Genomic DNA, 16,230 nt, shown 5'->3' with positions numbered 1-16,230 from the left:
GCCGTGAGCGCGCTGCGATCGCCTTCTCCCCTTGTGGGAGAAGGTGGCCAACGGCCGGATGAGGGGTCCGCAACCGTGGGTTGCGCGGTCTGAGCGAAGCGAGGAACGTCTCGTGCGGAGGAGAGATACCCCTCATCCGCCCTTCGGGCACCTTCTCCCACAAGGGGAGAAGGCGACCACCGATAGGTTGCTGTGCGCCCAATCAGACGGCTCCGGTGAACGGCTCGCCGTCCATGAATTCACGCACCTCGCGGCCGGGCACGAAATGGCCCATCCGGCGGACTTCCCATTTCAGCTGGACGCCGTGCTTGTCGCGCACTTTCTGGCGGATCGTCTCGCCTACGGTTTCGACCTCGAACGCGTCCGCCTCACCCGTATTGATGAGGAAGTTCGAGTGCATCTCGCTCATCTGGGCGCGGCCGAAGGTGAAGCCGCGGCCGCCGGCCTCGTCGATCAACTTCCAGCTCGAGTGGCCTTCGGGGTTCTTGAAGGTCGATCCCGCCGTCTTGGCCCGGGTCGGCTGCGAACTCTCGCGCCGCTCGGTCACGGTGCGCATCTCGGTCAGGATCTTCTCGGGATCGCCAGGGAAACCCTGATAGACGCCGGACACGAACACCGCGCCGCGCGGCCCGTTGGACTTCCGGTAGAGGTAGCTCATGTCGTCATTGGTGAGGGTGACGATCTCGCCCTGCCGCGTCACGGCGCGCAGTTCAACCATGCGGTTGCGCGTGTCCGTGCCGTAGCAGCCGGCATTCATGTAGAGCGCACCGCCGATGCCGCCGGGAATGCCCCGGTAGAACCACAGCCCGTCGATGCCCGCTTCGGCCGTGGCCGTCGCGACCTTCACGTCAGGCACGGCGGCCCCCGCACGCACCCGGTGGCCATCGAGGATATCGATAGCGCCAAAGCCTTTGGCCGGCAGCCGGATGACCACGCCGTCGAGGCCGCCGTCGCGGATGAGGAGATTGGAACCGAGCCCGATGACCGTGACGCGGATATGCTCTGGCAGGTTCTTGAGAAAGAACGCCAGGTCGTCCTCGTCCACCGGACGGAAGAACAGCTGCGCCGGCCCACCGACCCGCAGGGTCGTCATCTCGGCAAGCGGCTGGTTGGGGACGAGCTGCCCGCGTACCTCCGAGATCCACGGCTGCAGCGTCGGGATCAGGTCCGGCCACTGGGGAACATGCATGTTCATGCCGCTTCGACCTCCTGGCCCAGAAGCTTCCCGAGCTCACCGGGCAGCGCCGCGGCCCATTGCGTGATGTTGCCGGCACCGAGGCAAACGACATAGTCGCCCTGCTCTGCCCGCACGGCGACCATCGCCGCCAGGTCTTCCGGCCGGTCGAGCACTCGTGCGTCGCGATGCCCGCGGGCCCGGATACGGGCAACCAGTTCCTCATGCGTCACGCCGTCGATCGGCGCTTCGCCGGCGGCGTAGATCGGCGCCACGATGACGGTATCGGCATCGTTGAAGCAGGTGGCGAACTCGTTGAAGAGGTCGTGGACGCGCGAGTAGCGGTGCGGCTGGACGACGGCGATCACGTCGCGTCGCGTCGATTGCCGCGCCGCCTTCAGCACGGCGGAAATCTCCACCGGATGGTGCCCGTAGTCGTCGATGACAGTGATGCCTGCGACGCTGCCGGTGCGGGTGAAGCGTCGCTTAACGCCCGAGAAGGTCTTGAGCCCCTTGCGGATGGCCTCCGCCGGGACCTTCAGCTGGTCTGCGACGGCAATGGCTGCCGTTGCGTTGAGCGCGTTGTGCTCTCCCGGCATGGGGAGTTCGAGCCCGTCGATCCTCAGGTGCGTCATGCGGATGCGATCGCGAATCTCGACTGAGAAATGCTGCACCCCGTCGCGGTTCTCGACATCGACCAGCCGCACGTCGGCCTGGGGGTTGCGGCCATAGGTGATGACACGGCGATCGCGGATCTGGCCGACCAGCGCCTGCACCTCGGGGTGATCGAGACACATCACGGCGAAGCCGTAGAACGGCACGTTCTCGACGAAGTTGATGAAGGCCTGCTTCACCTTCTCGAAGTCGCCGTAATAGTCGAGGTGCTCGGGGTCGACATTGGTGACGATGGCGACATCAGCCGGCAGCTTGACGAAGGTGCCGTCGGACTCGTCGGCCTCAACCACCATCCACTCGCCGTCGCCGAGACGGGCATTGGTGCCATAGGCATTGATGATGCCGCCGTTGATGACGGTCGGGTCGTAGTTCGCCGCATCGAGCAGCGTCGCAACCAGCGTGGTCGTGGTCGTCTTGCCGTGCGTGCCGCCAATGGCGATGGCGTTCTTGAACCGCATGATCTCGGCCAGCATCTCGGCGCGCCGGACTACTGGCAGGCCGCGCGCGCGTGCTGCGTCGAGTTCGGGGTTGCCCTTCTTGATGGCCGAGGAGATGACGACGACCGCCGCATCCTTGAGGTTCTCGGCCTTCTGGCCGACCTCCACCTCGATGCCCATCTTGCGCAGGCGCTGGACATTGGGGCTTTCGGAGCTGTCCGAGCCGCGGACCTTGTAGCCCTGGTTGTGGAGGATTTCGGCAATGCCACTCATGCCGATGCCGCCGATGCCGACGAAATGCACCGGTCCGATGTTGCGGGGCATCTTCATTCTTGTCTGTTCCCCCTGGCCGCAAGGCGCTCTGCCAAGTCAGCGAGTTTGATGACCGCGTCGGGCTGACCCAGCGATTTTGCCGCCGCGGCCGCGCTTTCCAGTGCGTCCGGATCACCGAGAAGTGAGGCCAAGCGAGTGCCAAGCGATTGGGGCGTAAGCGTGGCCTGCTCCGCGATCCAGCCACCACCGGCGGCCTCGATCACCAGAGCATTGTTCTTCTGGTCGGCGTCGATGGCGCCCGGCAGCGGCACGAGGATGGCCGGCCGGCCAATTGCGGTCAACTCGGCGACGGTCGATGCGCCCGAACGGCAGATGACGAGATGCGAGGCGGCCATGCGCTCCGGCAGGTCGTTGAAGAATGGCGCCAGCTCCACGTTGACCTTCGCCTGCCGATAGCTCTCCGCCACCCGGTCGAGATCCTCGGGCCGGCACTGCTGTGTGATGAGCAGCCGCGAGCGGAGCTCAACCGGCAGCGTCGCGACGGCTGGCGGCACCAGGTCCGCGAAGGCTCGCGCGCCCTGGCTACCGCCGAAGACGAGCAGCCGTACGACGCCGCCGGGCTCCAGCGCCGGGTAAGGGATACGAGCCACCGCGCGAACCCGGTCGCGGATCGGGTTGCCCACGACCTCGCTCTTTGCTGCAAAAGCCTCGGCCTTGGCAGTGCGCGGGAAGGTCAGACCGATTGCCCTGGCCATGCTGGCAAGCGCCCGGTTGGCGCGCCCCATCACCGCGTTCTGCTCGTGCAGCAGTCCGGGAATGCCGCGCAGGCTGGCTGCGACGAATGGCGGGAACACGGGATAGCCGCCAAAGCCGACGACGGCGTCCGGCTTGATGCTGCCAAGCTTGCCGAAGGCTGTGCCGATACCCCAGACGATCTTCAGCCCCGCGCCGACGAAGCGCACAGGGTTGCGCACGGAGGGGGTCGCCGATGGCACGACATGGGTCGCGCTGGCGGGAAAGTCGCCGCCGTAGCTCTCGACCCTGTGGTCGGTCATCAGCTGGACGTCGTGGCCGCGTCGCCGCAGCTCCTGCGCTAGCGCCATTGCCGGGAAGAGATGGCCTCCCGTACCGCCCGCCATTAGGACGAATCTGCTCATTCGGCCGGGGATAGCACCCCACTGCGATAGACGGGAAGCCCGCTCGCGAGCCGCTCCTCCGGCTTCTTGCGCGTTAGCGCCAGCATCAGGCCCATGCCGAAGGCGATGGCGAGCATCGAGGTGCCGCCATAGGAGACGAATGGTAGCGTCATGCCCTTGGGGGGCATGAGGCTGAGGTTCACCGCCAGGTTGATCGAGCATTGCAGCCCGAACTGGATGGCCAGGGTCGAGGCCGCAAGTCGCGCGAACAGACTCTGCTGCTGCTGGGCCCCGATCAGCGCCTTGATCACGATGAAGCCGATCAGCGCCACGAGGCACAGGCAGAACAGGATGCCGAACTCCCCCGCCGCCGCCGAGAACACATAGTCGGCATGCGCGTCGGGAATGATCTTGTTGGCCATGGACTCACCCGGCCCCCGCCCGAACCAGCCGCCTTCGAGCAGCGAGCCCAGCGCCTTGTCGACCTGGTAGGTGTTGCCGCCGCCCTCCGGGTTAAGGAAGGTATCGATGCGCTTGGCGAAGTGCGGGAAGAACGCATAGGCCGCGAACAGCAACCCCACCGCGGTGGCGCCGAGGCCGAAGATCACGACCCACGAGATGCCCGACAGGAATAGCAGCGCACCCCAGGTAGCGAGTACCAGCGCCGTCTGCCCGATATCAGGCTGGAGCAAGAGGCCTGCGACGATCACCAGCATCAGCAGGAACGCGATACTGCGGGCCGGCACGCCCGGCCGCTTCATGCTCTCGGCGAACAGCCAGGCGCCGATCACGGCATAGGCGGGCTTCACGAACTCGGACGGCTGTACCGTGTTGCCGGCAATCGAGACCCAGCGCGTGGCGCCCTTCACCTCGACGCCAAGGACCAGGGTCAACCAGAGCAGGATGGTGGAACCGACGAGGACGGCGAGAGCCAGGAGCCGGGCCGGCCTGCGCGGCAGGAACGACGTCGCGATCATCACCGGCAGCGCCAGCGCCGCAAAGATCGCCTGGCGGATGATGAAGTGCCACGGCCCGAGCCCGAGACGCTCGGCGACCGGGGGGCTCGCCGCAAAGCTCAGCAGCACGCCGACCAGCAACAGGAGGATCAGCGCCGCAAGCAGGGACTTGTCGATCGTCCACCACCACTCGGCGATGGGGGTCTTGCGCTCGCGTGAAAACATCTGCTTGACGCCGCCCGCACCCGGACGGCCTCCCGTACGCACAACTAGAGGCAAATTGTACGGACGGTTTGGTTACCAAGTTCGCAACGCCGCTCGCGTTTTGCGAATCCTCCCCACTGGCTGCCATCCGGCGCCAGCGCGGTCGCGCCGCCTCAGCGCAGCTTCAGCGAGCTCAGCCCGATCAGCGCCAGCACGAAGYTGATGATCCAGAACCGGATCACCACCTGGCTCTCGGTCCAGCCCAGCATCTCGAAATGGTGATGGATCGGCGCCATCTTGAACACGCGCTTGCCGGTGAGCTTGAACGAGACCACCTGCACGATCACCGAAACCGTCTCCAGCACGAACAAGCCGCCCACGATCGCCAGCACGATCTCGTGCTTGGTAGCGACCGCGATGGCACCCAGTGCGCCACCCAGGGCAAGCGAACCGGTGTCGCCCATGAAGATCTGGGCCGGCGGGGCGTTGAACCACAGGAACCCGAGTCCGGCGCCGATCAGCGCACCACAGACCACAGAGAGCTCTGCCGTGCCCGGCACGTAGTTGAGCAGCAGGTACTCGGAGAAGTTCGATGAGCCGACGAGGTAGGCGATGAGGCCGAAGCATGCCGCTGCGACCATCACCGGCACGATGGCCAGCCCATCCAGTCCGTCGGTGAAGTKCACCGAGTTGCCGGCGCCCACGATGATGAAGGCGGCGAAGAAATAGAAGAAGTACCAGAGCGGCAGGCCGGAACCCTTGATGAACGGGAACATCAACTGCGTGGCGATGGTCGGATCGGTCACCGATGCCATCACAAAGGCCGCGATCAGCGCGACAATGCCCTCGATGATCAACCTCTGCTTCCCGGAGAAGCCCTTGTGGGACATCTTCGTGACCTTGAGGTAATCGTCGTAAAAGCCGATGGCGCCGAACGAAATCGTCACGAACAGCACGGCCCAGACGTAGACGTTGCTCAGGTTGGACCACAGCAGGATCGAGATCACCGCACCGGCGAGGATCATGAGCCCGCCCATGGTCGGCGTGCCCTTCTTGGTCAGCAGGTGCCCCTGCGGACCATCCTCGCGGATCGGCTGCCCCTTGCCCTGACGGATTCGCAGGCCCGCGATCATGCTGGGGCCGAAGAGGAAGACGAAGAACAGGGACGTCATCACCGCGCCCGCAGTGCGGAAGGTGATGTAGCGGAACACGTTGAAGGCGGCGAGGCTATCGCCCAACTGCCCGAGGAAATACAGCATGCTCTCGGTGTCCCACCCGTCGCCCTTAGGCGTTCTGGAAGCGCTCGCGGATCTTCTGCACCAAAGGTGACAGGCGGACGCCTTTGGACCCTTTGACCATAACTGCGTCGCCGTAGGCAAGCGCCGACAGAACCGTATCCGCGATCTCCTCGGCGGTTGTCATGTGGGTCACGGCCGGGGCATCCCGATCACTCTCGGCCTTGCGGCGCAGCTCATCCGCCAACGACCGCATGGCCTCGCCGACGAGGAAGACCTCGGCCGCACCGGTATTCAGCACCGCGCCGGCCAGTCCGGCATGCAGCACCGGCCCCTGCGGCCCCATTTCCAGCATGTCGCCCAGCACCAGCAGCTTGCGGCCGTCGGGCGGCGTCACGCCGGCATAGAGGTCCATCGCCGCCGTCATTGAGGCGACGTTGGCATTGTAGCTTTCGTCCACGAGGAGCAGCGGCTTCTTCTCCGGCCCGAGCCTGAGCGTCAGCCCCCGGCCCTCCGGCGCGCCGAACTTGGCGAGCGCAGCAATAGCCGGTTTGGTGCCCTCGCCCGAGATCTGCGCCACAACCAACGCCGCCACGGCATTGGCCACCATGTGCCGCCCGGGTACCTGCAGGTTCAGATGATAGGTCTCGCCCTCATGCGACACGTCGGCAGTCGTCGAAGTACCCGAACTGCCGACCTGGTCTATATGCCAGTCGGCGCTCTCGTCGTACCCGTAGATCACCACGTTCGACACGCCCGCGGCACGCGCTTGAGCGAAGAGGATGTGCAGGTACTCATGGTCGCCGTTGAGCACGGCCGTCCCCCCCGGCTCCAGCCCGAGGAATATCTCGGCTTTTGCCTCGGCAATTTCGGCAACCGAGTTGAAGAACTCGAGATGCGCCGCCGCCACCGTGGTGATGACCGCGATGTGCGGACGGACCATTTTCACCAGCGGCGTGATCTCGCCTGCATGGTTCATGCCGACCTCGAACACGCCGAACTGCGCCTCACGCGGCAAGCGCGCCAGCATCAGGGGCACGCCCCAGTGATTGTTGAAGCTCTTGATCGAATAGTGCGTCTCGCCGAAGGCGGCGAGCACCGTCCGGATAGCCTCCTTGGTCGAGGTCTTTCCGGCGCTGCCGGTCACGGCGATGATCTGGCCGCGGTTGCGGGCGCGCGCCGCAATGCCCAGCGCCTCGAGAGCCTTCAGCGTATCGGGGACAACGATGACCTGCTTGCCGCCATGCGCCTTGAAGTGATCCTCGGACACCAGCGCTGCCGAGGCACCGGCCTCCAGCGCCTTGCCGACAAAGTCGTGCCCGTCATGCACCTCGCCCTTGATGGCGACGAACAGCGCTTCATGCGCGATCTCGCGCGAGTCGATGGAGATCGAGGAGATCGGGCCGTCCGACAGCCCCTCCGGGTGGCCGCCGGTGGCTTTGACGACCTCGGCGACGGTCCAGAGAGGTCGCATGGGCTAGAGTCCTTTCAGCGTCTCCAGCACCACCTCGTGGTCCGAGAAGTGGTGCTTGGTGGTGCCGATGATCTGATAGTCCTCGTGGCCCTTGCCCGCAATCAGCAGCACGTCGCCGGGCTGAAGTTCCTTGATCGCGGTCTCGATGGCCAAGCGGCGGTCACCGATCTCGCGGGCGTTGGATGTCGCGATCAGGATGTGGTTGCGGATCGTCGCGGCATCCTCGGCACGCGGATTGTCGTCGGTGACAATGAGGTCGTCGGCCAGCCTGTTGGCGGCATCACCCATCATCGGACGCTTGCCCTGGTCGCGATCACCGCCCGCGCCGAACACGACCTTCAGCTTGTTGCTGACATAGGGCCTCAGCGCCTCGAGCGCCGTCTCCAGCGCAACCGGCTTGTGCGCATAGTCGACGAAAATGGCCGCCCCGTTGTGCTCGGCGACCAACTCAAGGCGCCCCTTGGCGCCCTTGAGATGCTCGAGCGCCTTCACGGCCTTGTCCGCCGGTGCTCCGGTCGTGACAGCGAGCGCCAGCGCGACCGCGGCGTTGCTGACCTGGAACGCGCCGGTAAGCGGCAGCAGGAAGCTGACGGGCTCCCCGACCATACGCCCGGTGACGCGCTGGCCGTAACCCTCGTTGCGGATGTCGGTGAGCTCGAGATAGGCGCCTTCCCTGCCGACGGTCAGCAAGGTCGCGCCACGATCAAGCGCGGCGAACATGAACGGCATGTGCTCGGGATCGTCGGCATTGACCACAGCCGCCCCGCCATCCGCGATCAGGTCCTTGAACAGCCGCAGCTTCGCCTCGCGATAGGTCTCCATATCGAGGTGATAGTCGAGATGGTCGCGGCTGAGGTTGCTGAACGCCACCGCGTTGAAGCGGATGCCGTCGGCACGGCGCTGGTCCAGCCCCTGGCTCGAAACTTCCATGGCGACGTGGTCGACACCCTCGGCCTTGAGCTCGCCGAGGTCACGGTGCAGCGACAGCGCATCGGACGTCGTCAGCTCGCGCGGCCGGATACCGTCCTTGGTCTCGACACCCACAGTGCCCATGCTGGCCGCCTCGATGCCGCAAGCCGCCCAGATCTGGCGCACGAACGACACGATCGAGGATTTGCCGTTGGTGCCGGTGACGCCCACCATGGTCTGCGGCTGCGGCGCGAACTGGCGCGCTGCGGCTTGGGCATAGGCGGCGCGGACGTCTTCGACGATCACTACCGGCACGCCGGGCGAACTGTCAGGCTTGCGGTCCGTGATCATCACGCTGGCGCCCCGCCCCACGGCCTGGGCCGCAAAGCTGTCGCCATGGACGCGCGTTCCGGGAAGCGCATAGAACGCCTCTCCCGGCCCTATGGCCCGGCTGTCGGAATTGATGCCTTCGACTTCGAGGGCGGGAACGGTAGCAGCACCGGTTCCCTTGAGCAGTTCTGTAAGTGGAAAGGGCACGCCGTCTTCTCGGATGGCTTCAGCGAAGCTCGACTGGGACAAGGTTCTGATCCAACATTTCGCCGAAATCGGGCGCGATTCCAAGCATCGGCGCGACGCGCTGCACGATGCGGCCGGTCACTTCGCCGGCGTTCCAGCCGGCGGTGACACCGGTCTGCTCGTTCTCTGCCTTCGGCTCATCGACGATGATGACCATCGCATAGCGTGGCTTGTCGAGGGGGAACGCCGAAGCAAAGACGTTGAAATTGACATTGGAGGCATAGCGTCCATTGACGACCTTCTCGGCGGTACCAGTCTTGCCACCGACGCGATAGCCGTTGGCGATCTTGTTCATCCGTGACCCGGACCCGCCCGCTCCGATCGCATTCAGACGAAGCAGGTAACGGATCTCGGCGCTGGTCGAGGGGGAGATGACCGGCTCATAGAGCTGCCGCGCCTCGGCCTCGTCGCGCTTGTACATCGTCGGCGGCACCATGTATCCGTCGTTCACGAACGCGGCAACCGCCCGAACCATATGCAGGGGCGACACGGACAGGCCGTGCCCGAAGCTCGAGGTCGCCGCAACAATCTCGGAGAACTTGTCCGGCACCTTGGGTTTGCGCATCTCGGGCAGCTCGAACGGCACGGTCCTGTCCATGCCGATCTTGGTCAGGAAGTCGCGGAACTCATCCTTGCCCAGCTCCTGCATGATCTTGATGGTGCCGATGTTGGACGAGTACTTGAATACTTCCGGAACGGACAGAACGCGGTGCTTGCCGTGGAAATCGTCGATGGTGAAGCGCCCGAAGCGAACAGCGAACCGGGCATCGAACTCGTCGGTGATCCTGACTTTGCCGCTGTCCAGAGCCCCCGCCAGCGTCACCGTCTTGAACGTCGAGCCCAACTCGTAGATGCCCGAGGTGATCCGGTTGAAGCGGTCGTTCTTCACCCCGTTGTAATCCTGGAACAGGGTCGAGGGATTGTTCGGGTCGAAATCGGGCAGCGAGGCCAGCGCGACGATCTCGCCAGTCTTCACGTCCATCATCACGCCGGCGGCAGCGACGGCCTTGTAGCGCACCAGCGCGTCCTGCAACTGCTCGTACATCACGTGCTGCACGCGCAGGTCGACCGACAGGCTCACCGGAGTGAGGTCCGTATCGCGGGCGATCCCGATCGACTGGAGCACCGCCAGGCTGTCATCGTCCATGTGCTTCTCGATGCCCATGGTGCCCTGGTTGTCGATGTTGACCGCCCCCAGGATGTGCGACGCCTCCTTGCCGGAGGGATAGAAGCGCTTGCTCTCGGTGACGAACTCGAGTCCCGGGATGCCGAGCTGGTAGATGCGCTCCTGAATTGCAGGCGTCAGTTCGCGCTTCACCCAGACGAAGCCTTTGTCGCCGGTCAGCCGGTTGCGCAGCCAGTCCTCGTTGAGGTCGGGGAGCACCGTCCGCAGCTTCTGCACCGCCTCCTCCACATCGACGATGCGGCGAGGTTCGGCAAACAGCGACGGCACGCGGATATCAACCGCCATCTCGAGGCCGTTGCGGTCGAGGATGGGAGGGCGCGACGCGGTAATGACATCACGCGCGACGCCCTCGATGGTCGAGTCGGTCACCGTTGCGCCGAGCTGGATGAGGCGACCGCCCACCGTGCCGAAGACCAGGACAAGCGCGACAATGACCCACCGGATACGCGCCTTCGTCAGGTTGCCCCGGGACTTGCGCCCGCCGTCCAGCGAAATGGTCTCGGCGACTTCGGAGAGGATCGCCATCTAGTTGGCCTCGATCAGTTGGCCGATCGGGTCGATGCCCGCATCGAGGGAGTTCAGCAGGTCGTCGAGCGCCGCCGTGTCCGGTGCCGCTGGCCGCATGGGCAGGTTGTCCATCCGCCCGAACTGTTCCTGGCCGGTCGGGACCAGCCCCAGCGCCTGCTGGTGCCGCACGACGATGGGCGCCACGTGCGCCGGCTGGTTGAGATAGGACCAGTCTGCCTTGAGCAGGCTCAGGACGCCCGTCTGCCGGTCGATCTGGCGCTCGATAGCCGCCTTCTCGGCAGCAATGTCCTCGACCGAGTACTTGAGCCCGTAAACGCCGACCAGCACGATGAGTGTGGTGGCGAGCAGGACCACGTTGAGCATCCGAATCATGTCGCACCTCGCGACATCGGCACTCCGAGCCCGGCATAGGTCACTGCGCGCGCCGGCGCGGCAGTGCGAATGCCGGCACGCAGCGTGGCGGAACGCGAACGCGGGTTACGCGCCACTTCCCCCGACGATGCCTTCAGCGCCTTGCCGGCGCGCGCCCAGCGGGGCGCCTCCAGCGCGACTTGTGGCAGGTGCCTCGATTGCGTCGGCGCGCCCTTCTCGGGATCGAAGAAGCGTTTGACGATCCGGTCCTCAAGTGAATGGAACGTCACGACCGCCAGCCGCCCACCTTCGGTGAGCAGCCGCTCGCTCGCGAACAGCCCCTCGACCAGTTGGTCGAACTCGCCATTCACCGCAATGCGCAGGGCCTGGAAGCTGCGGGTCGCCGGGTGCGCGTCCCCGGGCTTCCGGCCAATGCTCTTTTCGATCAGCCTCGCCAGCTGCGTCGTCGTGGTGATCGGCTGGCTCGCCCGCGCCATCACGATCGAGTGCGCAATGCGGCGCGATTTCCGCTCCTCGCCGAAGGCGAAGAGCAGGTTCGCAAGCTCTGCCTCGTCGAGCGTGTTCACCAGGTCCGCAGCGCTCTCGCCCTCGGACGACATGCGCATGTCGAGCGGCCCTTCCTGCATGAAGGAGAAGCCGCGCTCTGCCTGGTCGAGTTGCATGGATGAGACGCCGATATCGAGCACGACACCATCGACGGGGCCGTCCGCCAGTTCATCCAGTTCGGAAAACGTGCCCGCCACGAACTTGAACTGACTCGGGAAATCCGCTGCGAGCCGATCTACATGGGGGAGCACGGAGGGATCGCGATCGACCGCCACCACTGAGGCGCCCGCCTCGAGCAGCGCGCGCGAATAGCCTCCAGCTCCGAAAGTGCCGTCGAGAATGCGGGCGCCCTCCAGTGGGGCCAGCGCATCGAGCACCTCGGCCAGCAGCACCGGCACATGCGGCGCCTGGCTGTCGCTGCCCCTGGGCTCACTCATTCCCGCTCGAACTCCACTCCGGCAACGCCGGCACACAACGCACCCATGTTGGGTATCGGCGCACTTTGATGCGGGGAGGTTAAGGTTCCATTGAGGTTACGGGACGTTCACCACGATCGAGCCGACCTTATGACCAGCTTCGACATGCGCATGGGCCGCCGCGATGTCGGCGAAGTCGTACTCACGCTCGATGACGGTACGGAGCTTACCCGCGGCCAGCCAGTCGAACAGTTGGACCAGGTCCTTGGCCTTCTCAGCGGGCCGTCTCAGTCCCGTCGCCGCAAACCGCGCGCGACGGCCCGATTTCCGCAGCATCGCCGGCGAGAGCATGGGCGTCGGCGTGAGGTAGATACCGTCTGGCTTCAGGGCATCATAGCAACGGGCAAAGCTGCTCTTGCCGACCGTGTCGAAGATCACGTCGTATGCGGCGTCGACCGCGGTGAAATCCTCGGCGGTATAGTCGATCACCCGATCCGCACCGATCGAGCGGACCAGTTCGACGTTGCGCGTGCTGGTCACCCCCGTGACAACCGCACCCATGGCTCGCGCGACTTGTACCGCGGCCGTGCCAATGCTGCCCGAAGCGCCGTTGACAAGCACGTGCTGCCCAGCCTCGAGCCTCGCCTGATCGCGCAGAAATGGCAGCGCCACAAGGCCGCCGTCGCAGAGCCCGGCTGCAGCACCGAACTCCACCTCGCTCGGCAGGCGGATCATGGCCCCAGCCTCGTCGACGACCACGAACTGCGCATGCGCCCCTAGCGCGGGGCCGGTAGCCCCCGCCACGCGATCACCGGCAGAAAAGCGGGTCACACCCGCCCCGACGCTGACGACAACGCCGGCAAAGGCATCGCCCAGGATCGGCAGGCGGGGCTTGAACGGGCCCGAGAACAGCCGGGCGATCCATAGCTCGCCGTTTCTGAAGGCCACGTCCGAGGGCGTCACAACCGTCGCGTGTATCTGCACCAGCACCTGCTCGGGGCCGGGTACCGGCGTCGGCACCTCTCGGATAACGAGAGCCTCCGGCGGACCGTAGCGGTCGACGACTGCGGCAAGCATCATTCCCCCTCCCCGCGATACTGGAACACCTGCTCGAGCGGCACGCCGAAGGCGCGCGCCACCCGGAAGGCGACTTCGAGCGAGGGCGAGTACCGCCCCTGCTCCATCGCGACGATGGTCTGGCGTGTAACCCCCACCTTCTCGGCAAGCGCAGCCTGGGTCATCTCGCCGGCGTTGAACCGAAGCGTGCGGATGGTGTTGTCGATCCGCGCCTGTCCCTTGCCCATGGCCGTCAGCCGATCCGGTAGTAGAGGAGGCGCGAGGCTGCATCGACGATGCCGGCCAGCATCAGTCCGAAGAACAGCGCATAGGCAGCTTCGGCGGCATTGGAGCCGAAGGCGAGGTAGAGCAGGCTCGTCACCCCGGCGATCGAGGCAACGACGTAGCCATTGCGCATGGCGCGCAGGCCCACCAGCTTGTCGCGCTCATCCGCCTTCTCGTCCCTGAACTGCTCGCGCCGCGCGATGGAGACAAGGATCGACATCACGATCATCGCCCCGATCGTGAACAGCACCCCGTAGAGGATCGCCCACAGCAACCGACTGGCCGCCACGACGACAGTCGCGGGCGGGTTGGTCAACGCCTCGAAGATCACCCAGGCGCCAATCACCACCGCCGCGATGATGTTCACCACGGCTTCCCACTCCTTGTAGCTCATCTCGGCCTCCCAGCCTGCGCTCAACGTTGATAAGCATGTAATGCGAACCAGACATGATGTCAATTTTTCCATACATAACGTCGTAGATTTCGGACATACCGCGACTCAGGTCGGTCCGCGATGGAACGCGCTCGCTCCACCCGATCGGTGTCATCCCTGCGAAAGCAGGGACCCAACCATCAGCTGGCGCGGGGCCGTGAGATGGGGTCCCCGCTTTAGCAGGGATGACATCCGGTGTGAGGAGGCAAGGCAGCGGCCGAGGTCCGCCAGTCGGTGCTCCGCGGATCGCGAACGCACCGGCGCGACAAGCGACGGTGGGGGAGAATGCCAGTTGACCTGTAAGCCGGGTTCTGTAGGGCCGGGTTTCCCCGACGCGGCGGCCATTCATCTAGAGGCGGCATTGCTGCCGACTTCATGCGACCAACCCGGATGACAGGCCTCGAAAACCGGCTGGGGCGAACCCCGTGTCATCCCTATTTGGTCTTGCTCCCGGTGGGGTTTGCCGTGCCGTCCCTGTTGCCAGGTCCGCGGTGCGCTCTTACCGCACCCTTTCATCCTTACCGACGAACAAGCACCGAAGTACTTGGCGAAGGCGGTTTGCTTTCTGTGGCACTTTCCCTGGGGTCGCCCCCGGCGGCCGTTAGCCGTCACCGTATTTCGATGGAGCCCGGACTTTCCTCCCCGCGAAGCGGAGCGGCCACCCGGTCAACTGGCGAGGCGCATATGGGGGAGAGGGGCCCGCCCCGTCAAGCCGCGCGCTTCATGATCTGGTTATAGGCGTTGTTGATCGCCGCCATGCGGGCGGTCGCCACGTCGATCAGTTCCTCGGGCACGCCCTTGGCGATCAGCCTGTCCGGATGGTGCTCGGCAATGAGCGAACGATAGACCCGCCTTACTTCCTCGCGGTCGGCGGCCGGCGCCAGCCCGAGCACGGTGTAGGGATCGATGCCCTGCTCGAACAATACGTGCTGCGAGGTCAGCTGCTCGAAGCGTGCTTCATCAAAACCGAAGATGTCGCTGACATGCTTCAGATAGTCGAGCTCGGCTTCGTGGATCATCCCATCCGCGGAGGCGATGAAGAAGAGGCTGTCGAGCACGTGCTCGAGCGTGTCGGGGCTGTCGACGAAGAAACGCCGGATCTTTTTGGCATAAGCCTCGTAGCCCGCCACGTCCTCCTGGGCGAGCCGGAACAGTTTGTCGACCTGCGGCTCGATGCCGGACGGAATCTCCACCGTGCGCTGGAAAGCCCGCAGTTCCGAGGCCGTCACCACCCCGTCGGATACTGCCATCTTGGCCGAAAGGGCAATGAGCGCCAGCGTGAACGCGGCGTCCCTGCCGCCGGGCAGCCAGTTGTCCGGATCGAGCATGTTGACGAACGAGCCGACGATTCCCGTCCGCTCGGATGCCGAACCCACCAATGCGCCCAGCCGCTGCCAGACCGACATAAGCCTCTCCGATTTGGGCGCACAATAGCTGCCGAAAGCGAATTTGGTAGCCCTTAGGCATGCGGCCGATTGCACAGGTTAACCCCCAGAAAAGATCGGCCGCCTGATGGGGCGGCCGAGGGAACTTAGAACAGGACGAAGTCCGGTAGTCGCCTGACCAGGCGCCTCGGCTCGTTGGGGCCCTCGTCGAGGTAGAACCCATCGGAGTCGTAGTTCTCCGACGCCTGGGAGTTGGACATCAGGCCCTTGCGCTCCAGGTAGTCGGCGAGCGAGCCCGAATCCCATTCCTCGAGCTGGTCGCTGGTGACGACGTCCCGATTCTCATCACTGAGCGGGAAGCGCTCGATGCCAGCCTGGTTCTGCTGAACCTTCTTCTCGTCGAGAATGAGCGGCTTCTCGCCCGTCGCCGACGGCAGCGAGGCAACTTCCGTGGCCTTCGGCCGTGCGCTGCGCGGCAGCGGCATCGGCGGATTGGCCGGGGTGATCGCGACATCAGTCGGCGCCTTCACGGCAGCCGGAGTCTTGGTCGCCGGAGTCGTCACCGCGGCGGCCGGCTTGGTCGATTCGACCTCGTCGGCATCCGAAATGTACGACGGCAGCTTCTTGCCGGCCTTCAGGAACTTCCCGACCGCTTCGCCCTCTTCCACACTCGATGTCTGGATCGGGTCGGTCGTGGCCGCAGCCGGCGCCTTGGCGGCTGGGACCTTGAGCTGTGTCTTGCCCGCTTGCGCATCCGAGGTAACGGCGGTGGCTGCCGTGTCGCCAGGCTTGCCGAGCAGGATGTCAGCGGCGGGCACCGCGAGGATGACGACCAGGCCGGCCCAAGCCAGTCCGCCCTTCACCTTGCCATCGAGTTTCATAGGCTGCTGTCCTTCAAATCGCCCCCGCCTCAACACCCCCGACGGAAGCCAATCAATAGGGCCATTTTGTGGATGGCCGGGGAATCAACCCCA

At 65.3% G+C, this 16,230-nt stretch carries 15 protein-coding genes and 1 other RNA gene; all 16 read right to left on the bottom strand.

Annotation, left to right across the window (positions count from 1 at the left end; genetic code table 11):
* Positions 1 to 202: 202 nt before the first annotated feature.
* A complete protein-coding gene (murB, locus tag PRN20_RS19535) occupies positions 203 to 1,195 on the bottom strand; it encodes a UDP-N-acetylmuramate dehydrogenase (RefSeq protein WP_273959313.1) in 993 nt (330 codons plus the stop codon).
* Complete coding sequence (gene murC / locus PRN20_RS19530) at positions 1,192 to 2,616, bottom strand: UDP-N-acetylmuramate--L-alanine ligase (protein ID WP_273959312.1); 1,425 nt, start codon at positions 2,614 to 2,616, stop codon at positions 1,192 to 1,194. Before murC ends, murB begins: the two co-directional genes overlap by 4 nt.
* Entirely contained in the window at positions 2,613 to 3,698 is a 1,086-nt protein-coding gene (gene murG, locus PRN20_RS19525; protein WP_337956265.1) for an undecaprenyldiphospho-muramoylpentapeptide beta-N-acetylglucosaminyltransferase, read from the bottom strand. The genes murC and murG overlap by 4 nt, the downstream gene beginning before the upstream one ends.
* Positions 3,699 to 3,712: 14 nt before the next feature.
* Positions 3,713 to 4,876: an FtsW/RodA/SpoVE family cell cycle protein gene (locus PRN20_RS19520; RefSeq protein WP_273959310.1), complete on the bottom strand. Its 1,164-nt coding sequence runs from the start codon at positions 4,874 to 4,876 to the stop codon at positions 3,713 to 3,715.
* A 152-nt stretch (positions 4,877 to 5,028) separates the two neighbouring features.
* The gene (mraY, locus tag PRN20_RS19515; protein ID WP_273959309.1) at positions 5,029 to 6,114 is read right to left on the bottom strand and encodes a phospho-N-acetylmuramoyl-pentapeptide-transferase; all 1,086 of its coding nucleotides are present in this window, start codon (positions 6,112 to 6,114) and stop codon (positions 5,029 to 5,031) included.
* Between the two features lie 25 nt (positions 6,115 to 6,139).
* Positions 6,140 to 7,564, bottom strand: a complete 1,425-nt coding sequence (locus PRN20_RS19510) for a UDP-N-acetylmuramoyl-tripeptide--D-alanyl-D-alanine ligase (protein WP_273959308.1) — start codon at positions 7,562 to 7,564, stop codon at positions 6,140 to 6,142.
* A 3-nt stretch (positions 7,565 to 7,567) separates the two neighbouring features.
* A complete protein-coding gene (locus PRN20_RS19505; protein WP_273959307.1) occupies positions 7,568 to 9,052 on the bottom strand; it encodes a UDP-N-acetylmuramoyl-L-alanyl-D-glutamate--2,6-diaminopimelate ligase in 1,485 nt (494 codons plus the stop codon).
* The gene (locus PRN20_RS19500) at positions 9,030 to 10,760 is read right to left on the bottom strand and encodes a peptidoglycan D,D-transpeptidase FtsI family protein (RefSeq protein ID WP_273959306.1); all 1,731 of its coding nucleotides are present in this window, start codon (positions 10,758 to 10,760) and stop codon (positions 9,030 to 9,032) included. Before PRN20_RS19500 ends, PRN20_RS19505 begins: the two co-directional genes overlap by 23 nt.
* A complete protein-coding gene (gene ftsL, locus PRN20_RS19495; protein ID WP_273959305.1) occupies positions 10,761 to 11,135 on the bottom strand; it encodes a cell division protein FtsL in 375 nt (124 codons plus the stop codon).
* Positions 11,132 to 12,118, bottom strand: coding sequence for a 16S rRNA (cytosine(1402)-N(4))-methyltransferase RsmH (gene rsmH, locus PRN20_RS19490; RefSeq protein WP_273959304.1), 987 nt, complete (start codon positions 12,116 to 12,118; stop codon positions 11,132 to 11,134). Before rsmH ends, ftsL begins: the two co-directional genes overlap by 4 nt.
* A 96-nt stretch (positions 12,119 to 12,214) precedes the next feature.
* Complete coding sequence (locus tag PRN20_RS19485) at positions 12,215 to 13,177, bottom strand: NAD(P)-dependent alcohol dehydrogenase (protein ID WP_273959303.1); 963 nt, start codon at positions 13,175 to 13,177, stop codon at positions 12,215 to 12,217.
* Complete coding sequence (locus PRN20_RS19480) at positions 13,174 to 13,401, bottom strand: helix-turn-helix transcriptional regulator (RefSeq protein WP_055880152.1); 228 nt, start codon at positions 13,399 to 13,401, stop codon at positions 13,174 to 13,176. The genes PRN20_RS19485 and PRN20_RS19480 overlap by 4 nt, the downstream gene beginning before the upstream one ends.
* 5 nt (positions 13,402 to 13,406) lie before the next feature.
* On the bottom strand, positions 13,407 to 13,832 hold the full coding sequence (locus tag PRN20_RS19475; protein WP_273959302.1) for a hypothetical protein: 426 nt from the start codon (positions 13,830 to 13,832) through the stop codon (positions 13,407 to 13,409).
* Between the two features lie 323 nt (positions 13,833 to 14,155).
* Positions 14,156 to 14,545, bottom strand: an RNA gene (rnpB, locus tag PRN20_RS19470) — RNase P RNA component class A.
* 33 nt (positions 14,546 to 14,578) lie between these two features.
* Positions 14,579 to 15,277, bottom strand: a complete 699-nt coding sequence (locus PRN20_RS19465) for a J domain-containing protein (protein WP_273959301.1) — start codon at positions 15,275 to 15,277, stop codon at positions 14,579 to 14,581.
* Between the two features lie 125 nt (positions 15,278 to 15,402).
* Complete coding sequence (locus tag PRN20_RS19460) at positions 15,403 to 16,137, bottom strand: hypothetical protein (RefSeq protein WP_273959300.1); 735 nt, start codon at positions 16,135 to 16,137, stop codon at positions 15,403 to 15,405.
* Between the last annotated feature and the right edge of the window lie 93 nt (positions 16,138 to 16,230).

The sequence above is a fragment of the Devosia sp. ZB163 genome (assembly GCF_028613635.1).
Lineage (GTDB): Bacteria > Pseudomonadota > Alphaproteobacteria > Rhizobiales > Devosiaceae > Devosia_A.
This window is presented reverse-complemented; position numbering and strand designations above follow the sequence as displayed.

Coding starts and splice junctions, on each gene's coding strand:
- PRN20_RS19520 (WP_273959310.1), bottom strand. CDS start 4,876: ATGTTTTCACGCGAGCGCAAGACCCCCATCGCCGAGTGGTGGTGGACG.
- PRN20_RS19500 (WP_273959306.1), bottom strand. CDS start 10,760: ATGGCGATCCTCTCCGAAGTCGCCGAGACCATTTCGCTGGACGGCGGG.
- PRN20_RS19510 (WP_273959308.1), bottom strand. CDS start 7,564: ATGCGACCTCTCTGGACCGTCGCCGAGGTCGTCAAAGCCACCGGCGGC.
- PRN20_RS19475 (WP_273959302.1), bottom strand. CDS start 13,832: ATGAGCTACAAGGAGTGGGAAGCCGTGGTGAACATCATCGCGGCGGTG.
- murC (WP_273959312.1), bottom strand. CDS start 2,616: ATGAAGATGCCCCGCAACATCGGACCGGTGCATTTCGTCGGCATCGGC.
- murB (WP_273959313.1), bottom strand. CDS start 1,195: ATGAACATGCATGTTCCCCAGTGGCCGGACCTGATCCCGACGCTGCAG.
- rsmH (WP_273959304.1), bottom strand. CDS start 12,118: ATGAGTGAGCCCAGGGGCAGCGACAGCCAGGCGCCGCATGTGCCGGTG.
- ftsL (WP_273959305.1), bottom strand. CDS start 11,135: ATGATTCGGATGCTCAACGTGGTCCTGCTCGCCACCACACTCATCGTG.
- PRN20_RS19485 (WP_273959303.1), bottom strand. CDS start 13,177: ATGATGCTTGCCGCAGTCGTCGACCGCTACGGTCCGCCGGAGGCTCTC.
- PRN20_RS19480 (WP_055880152.1), bottom strand. CDS start 13,401: ATGGGCAAGGGACAGGCGCGGATCGACAACACCATCCGCACGCTTCGG.
- PRN20_RS19465 (WP_273959301.1), bottom strand. CDS start 15,277: ATGTCGGTCTGGCAGCGGCTGGGCGCATTGGTGGGTTCGGCATCCGAG.
- murG (WP_337956265.1), bottom strand. CDS start 3,698: ATGGCGGGCGGTACGGGAGGCCATCTCTTCCCGGCAATGGCGCTAGCG.
- PRN20_RS19460 (WP_273959300.1), bottom strand. CDS start 16,137: ATGAAACTCGATGGCAAGGTGAAGGGCGGACTGGCTTGGGCCGGCCTG.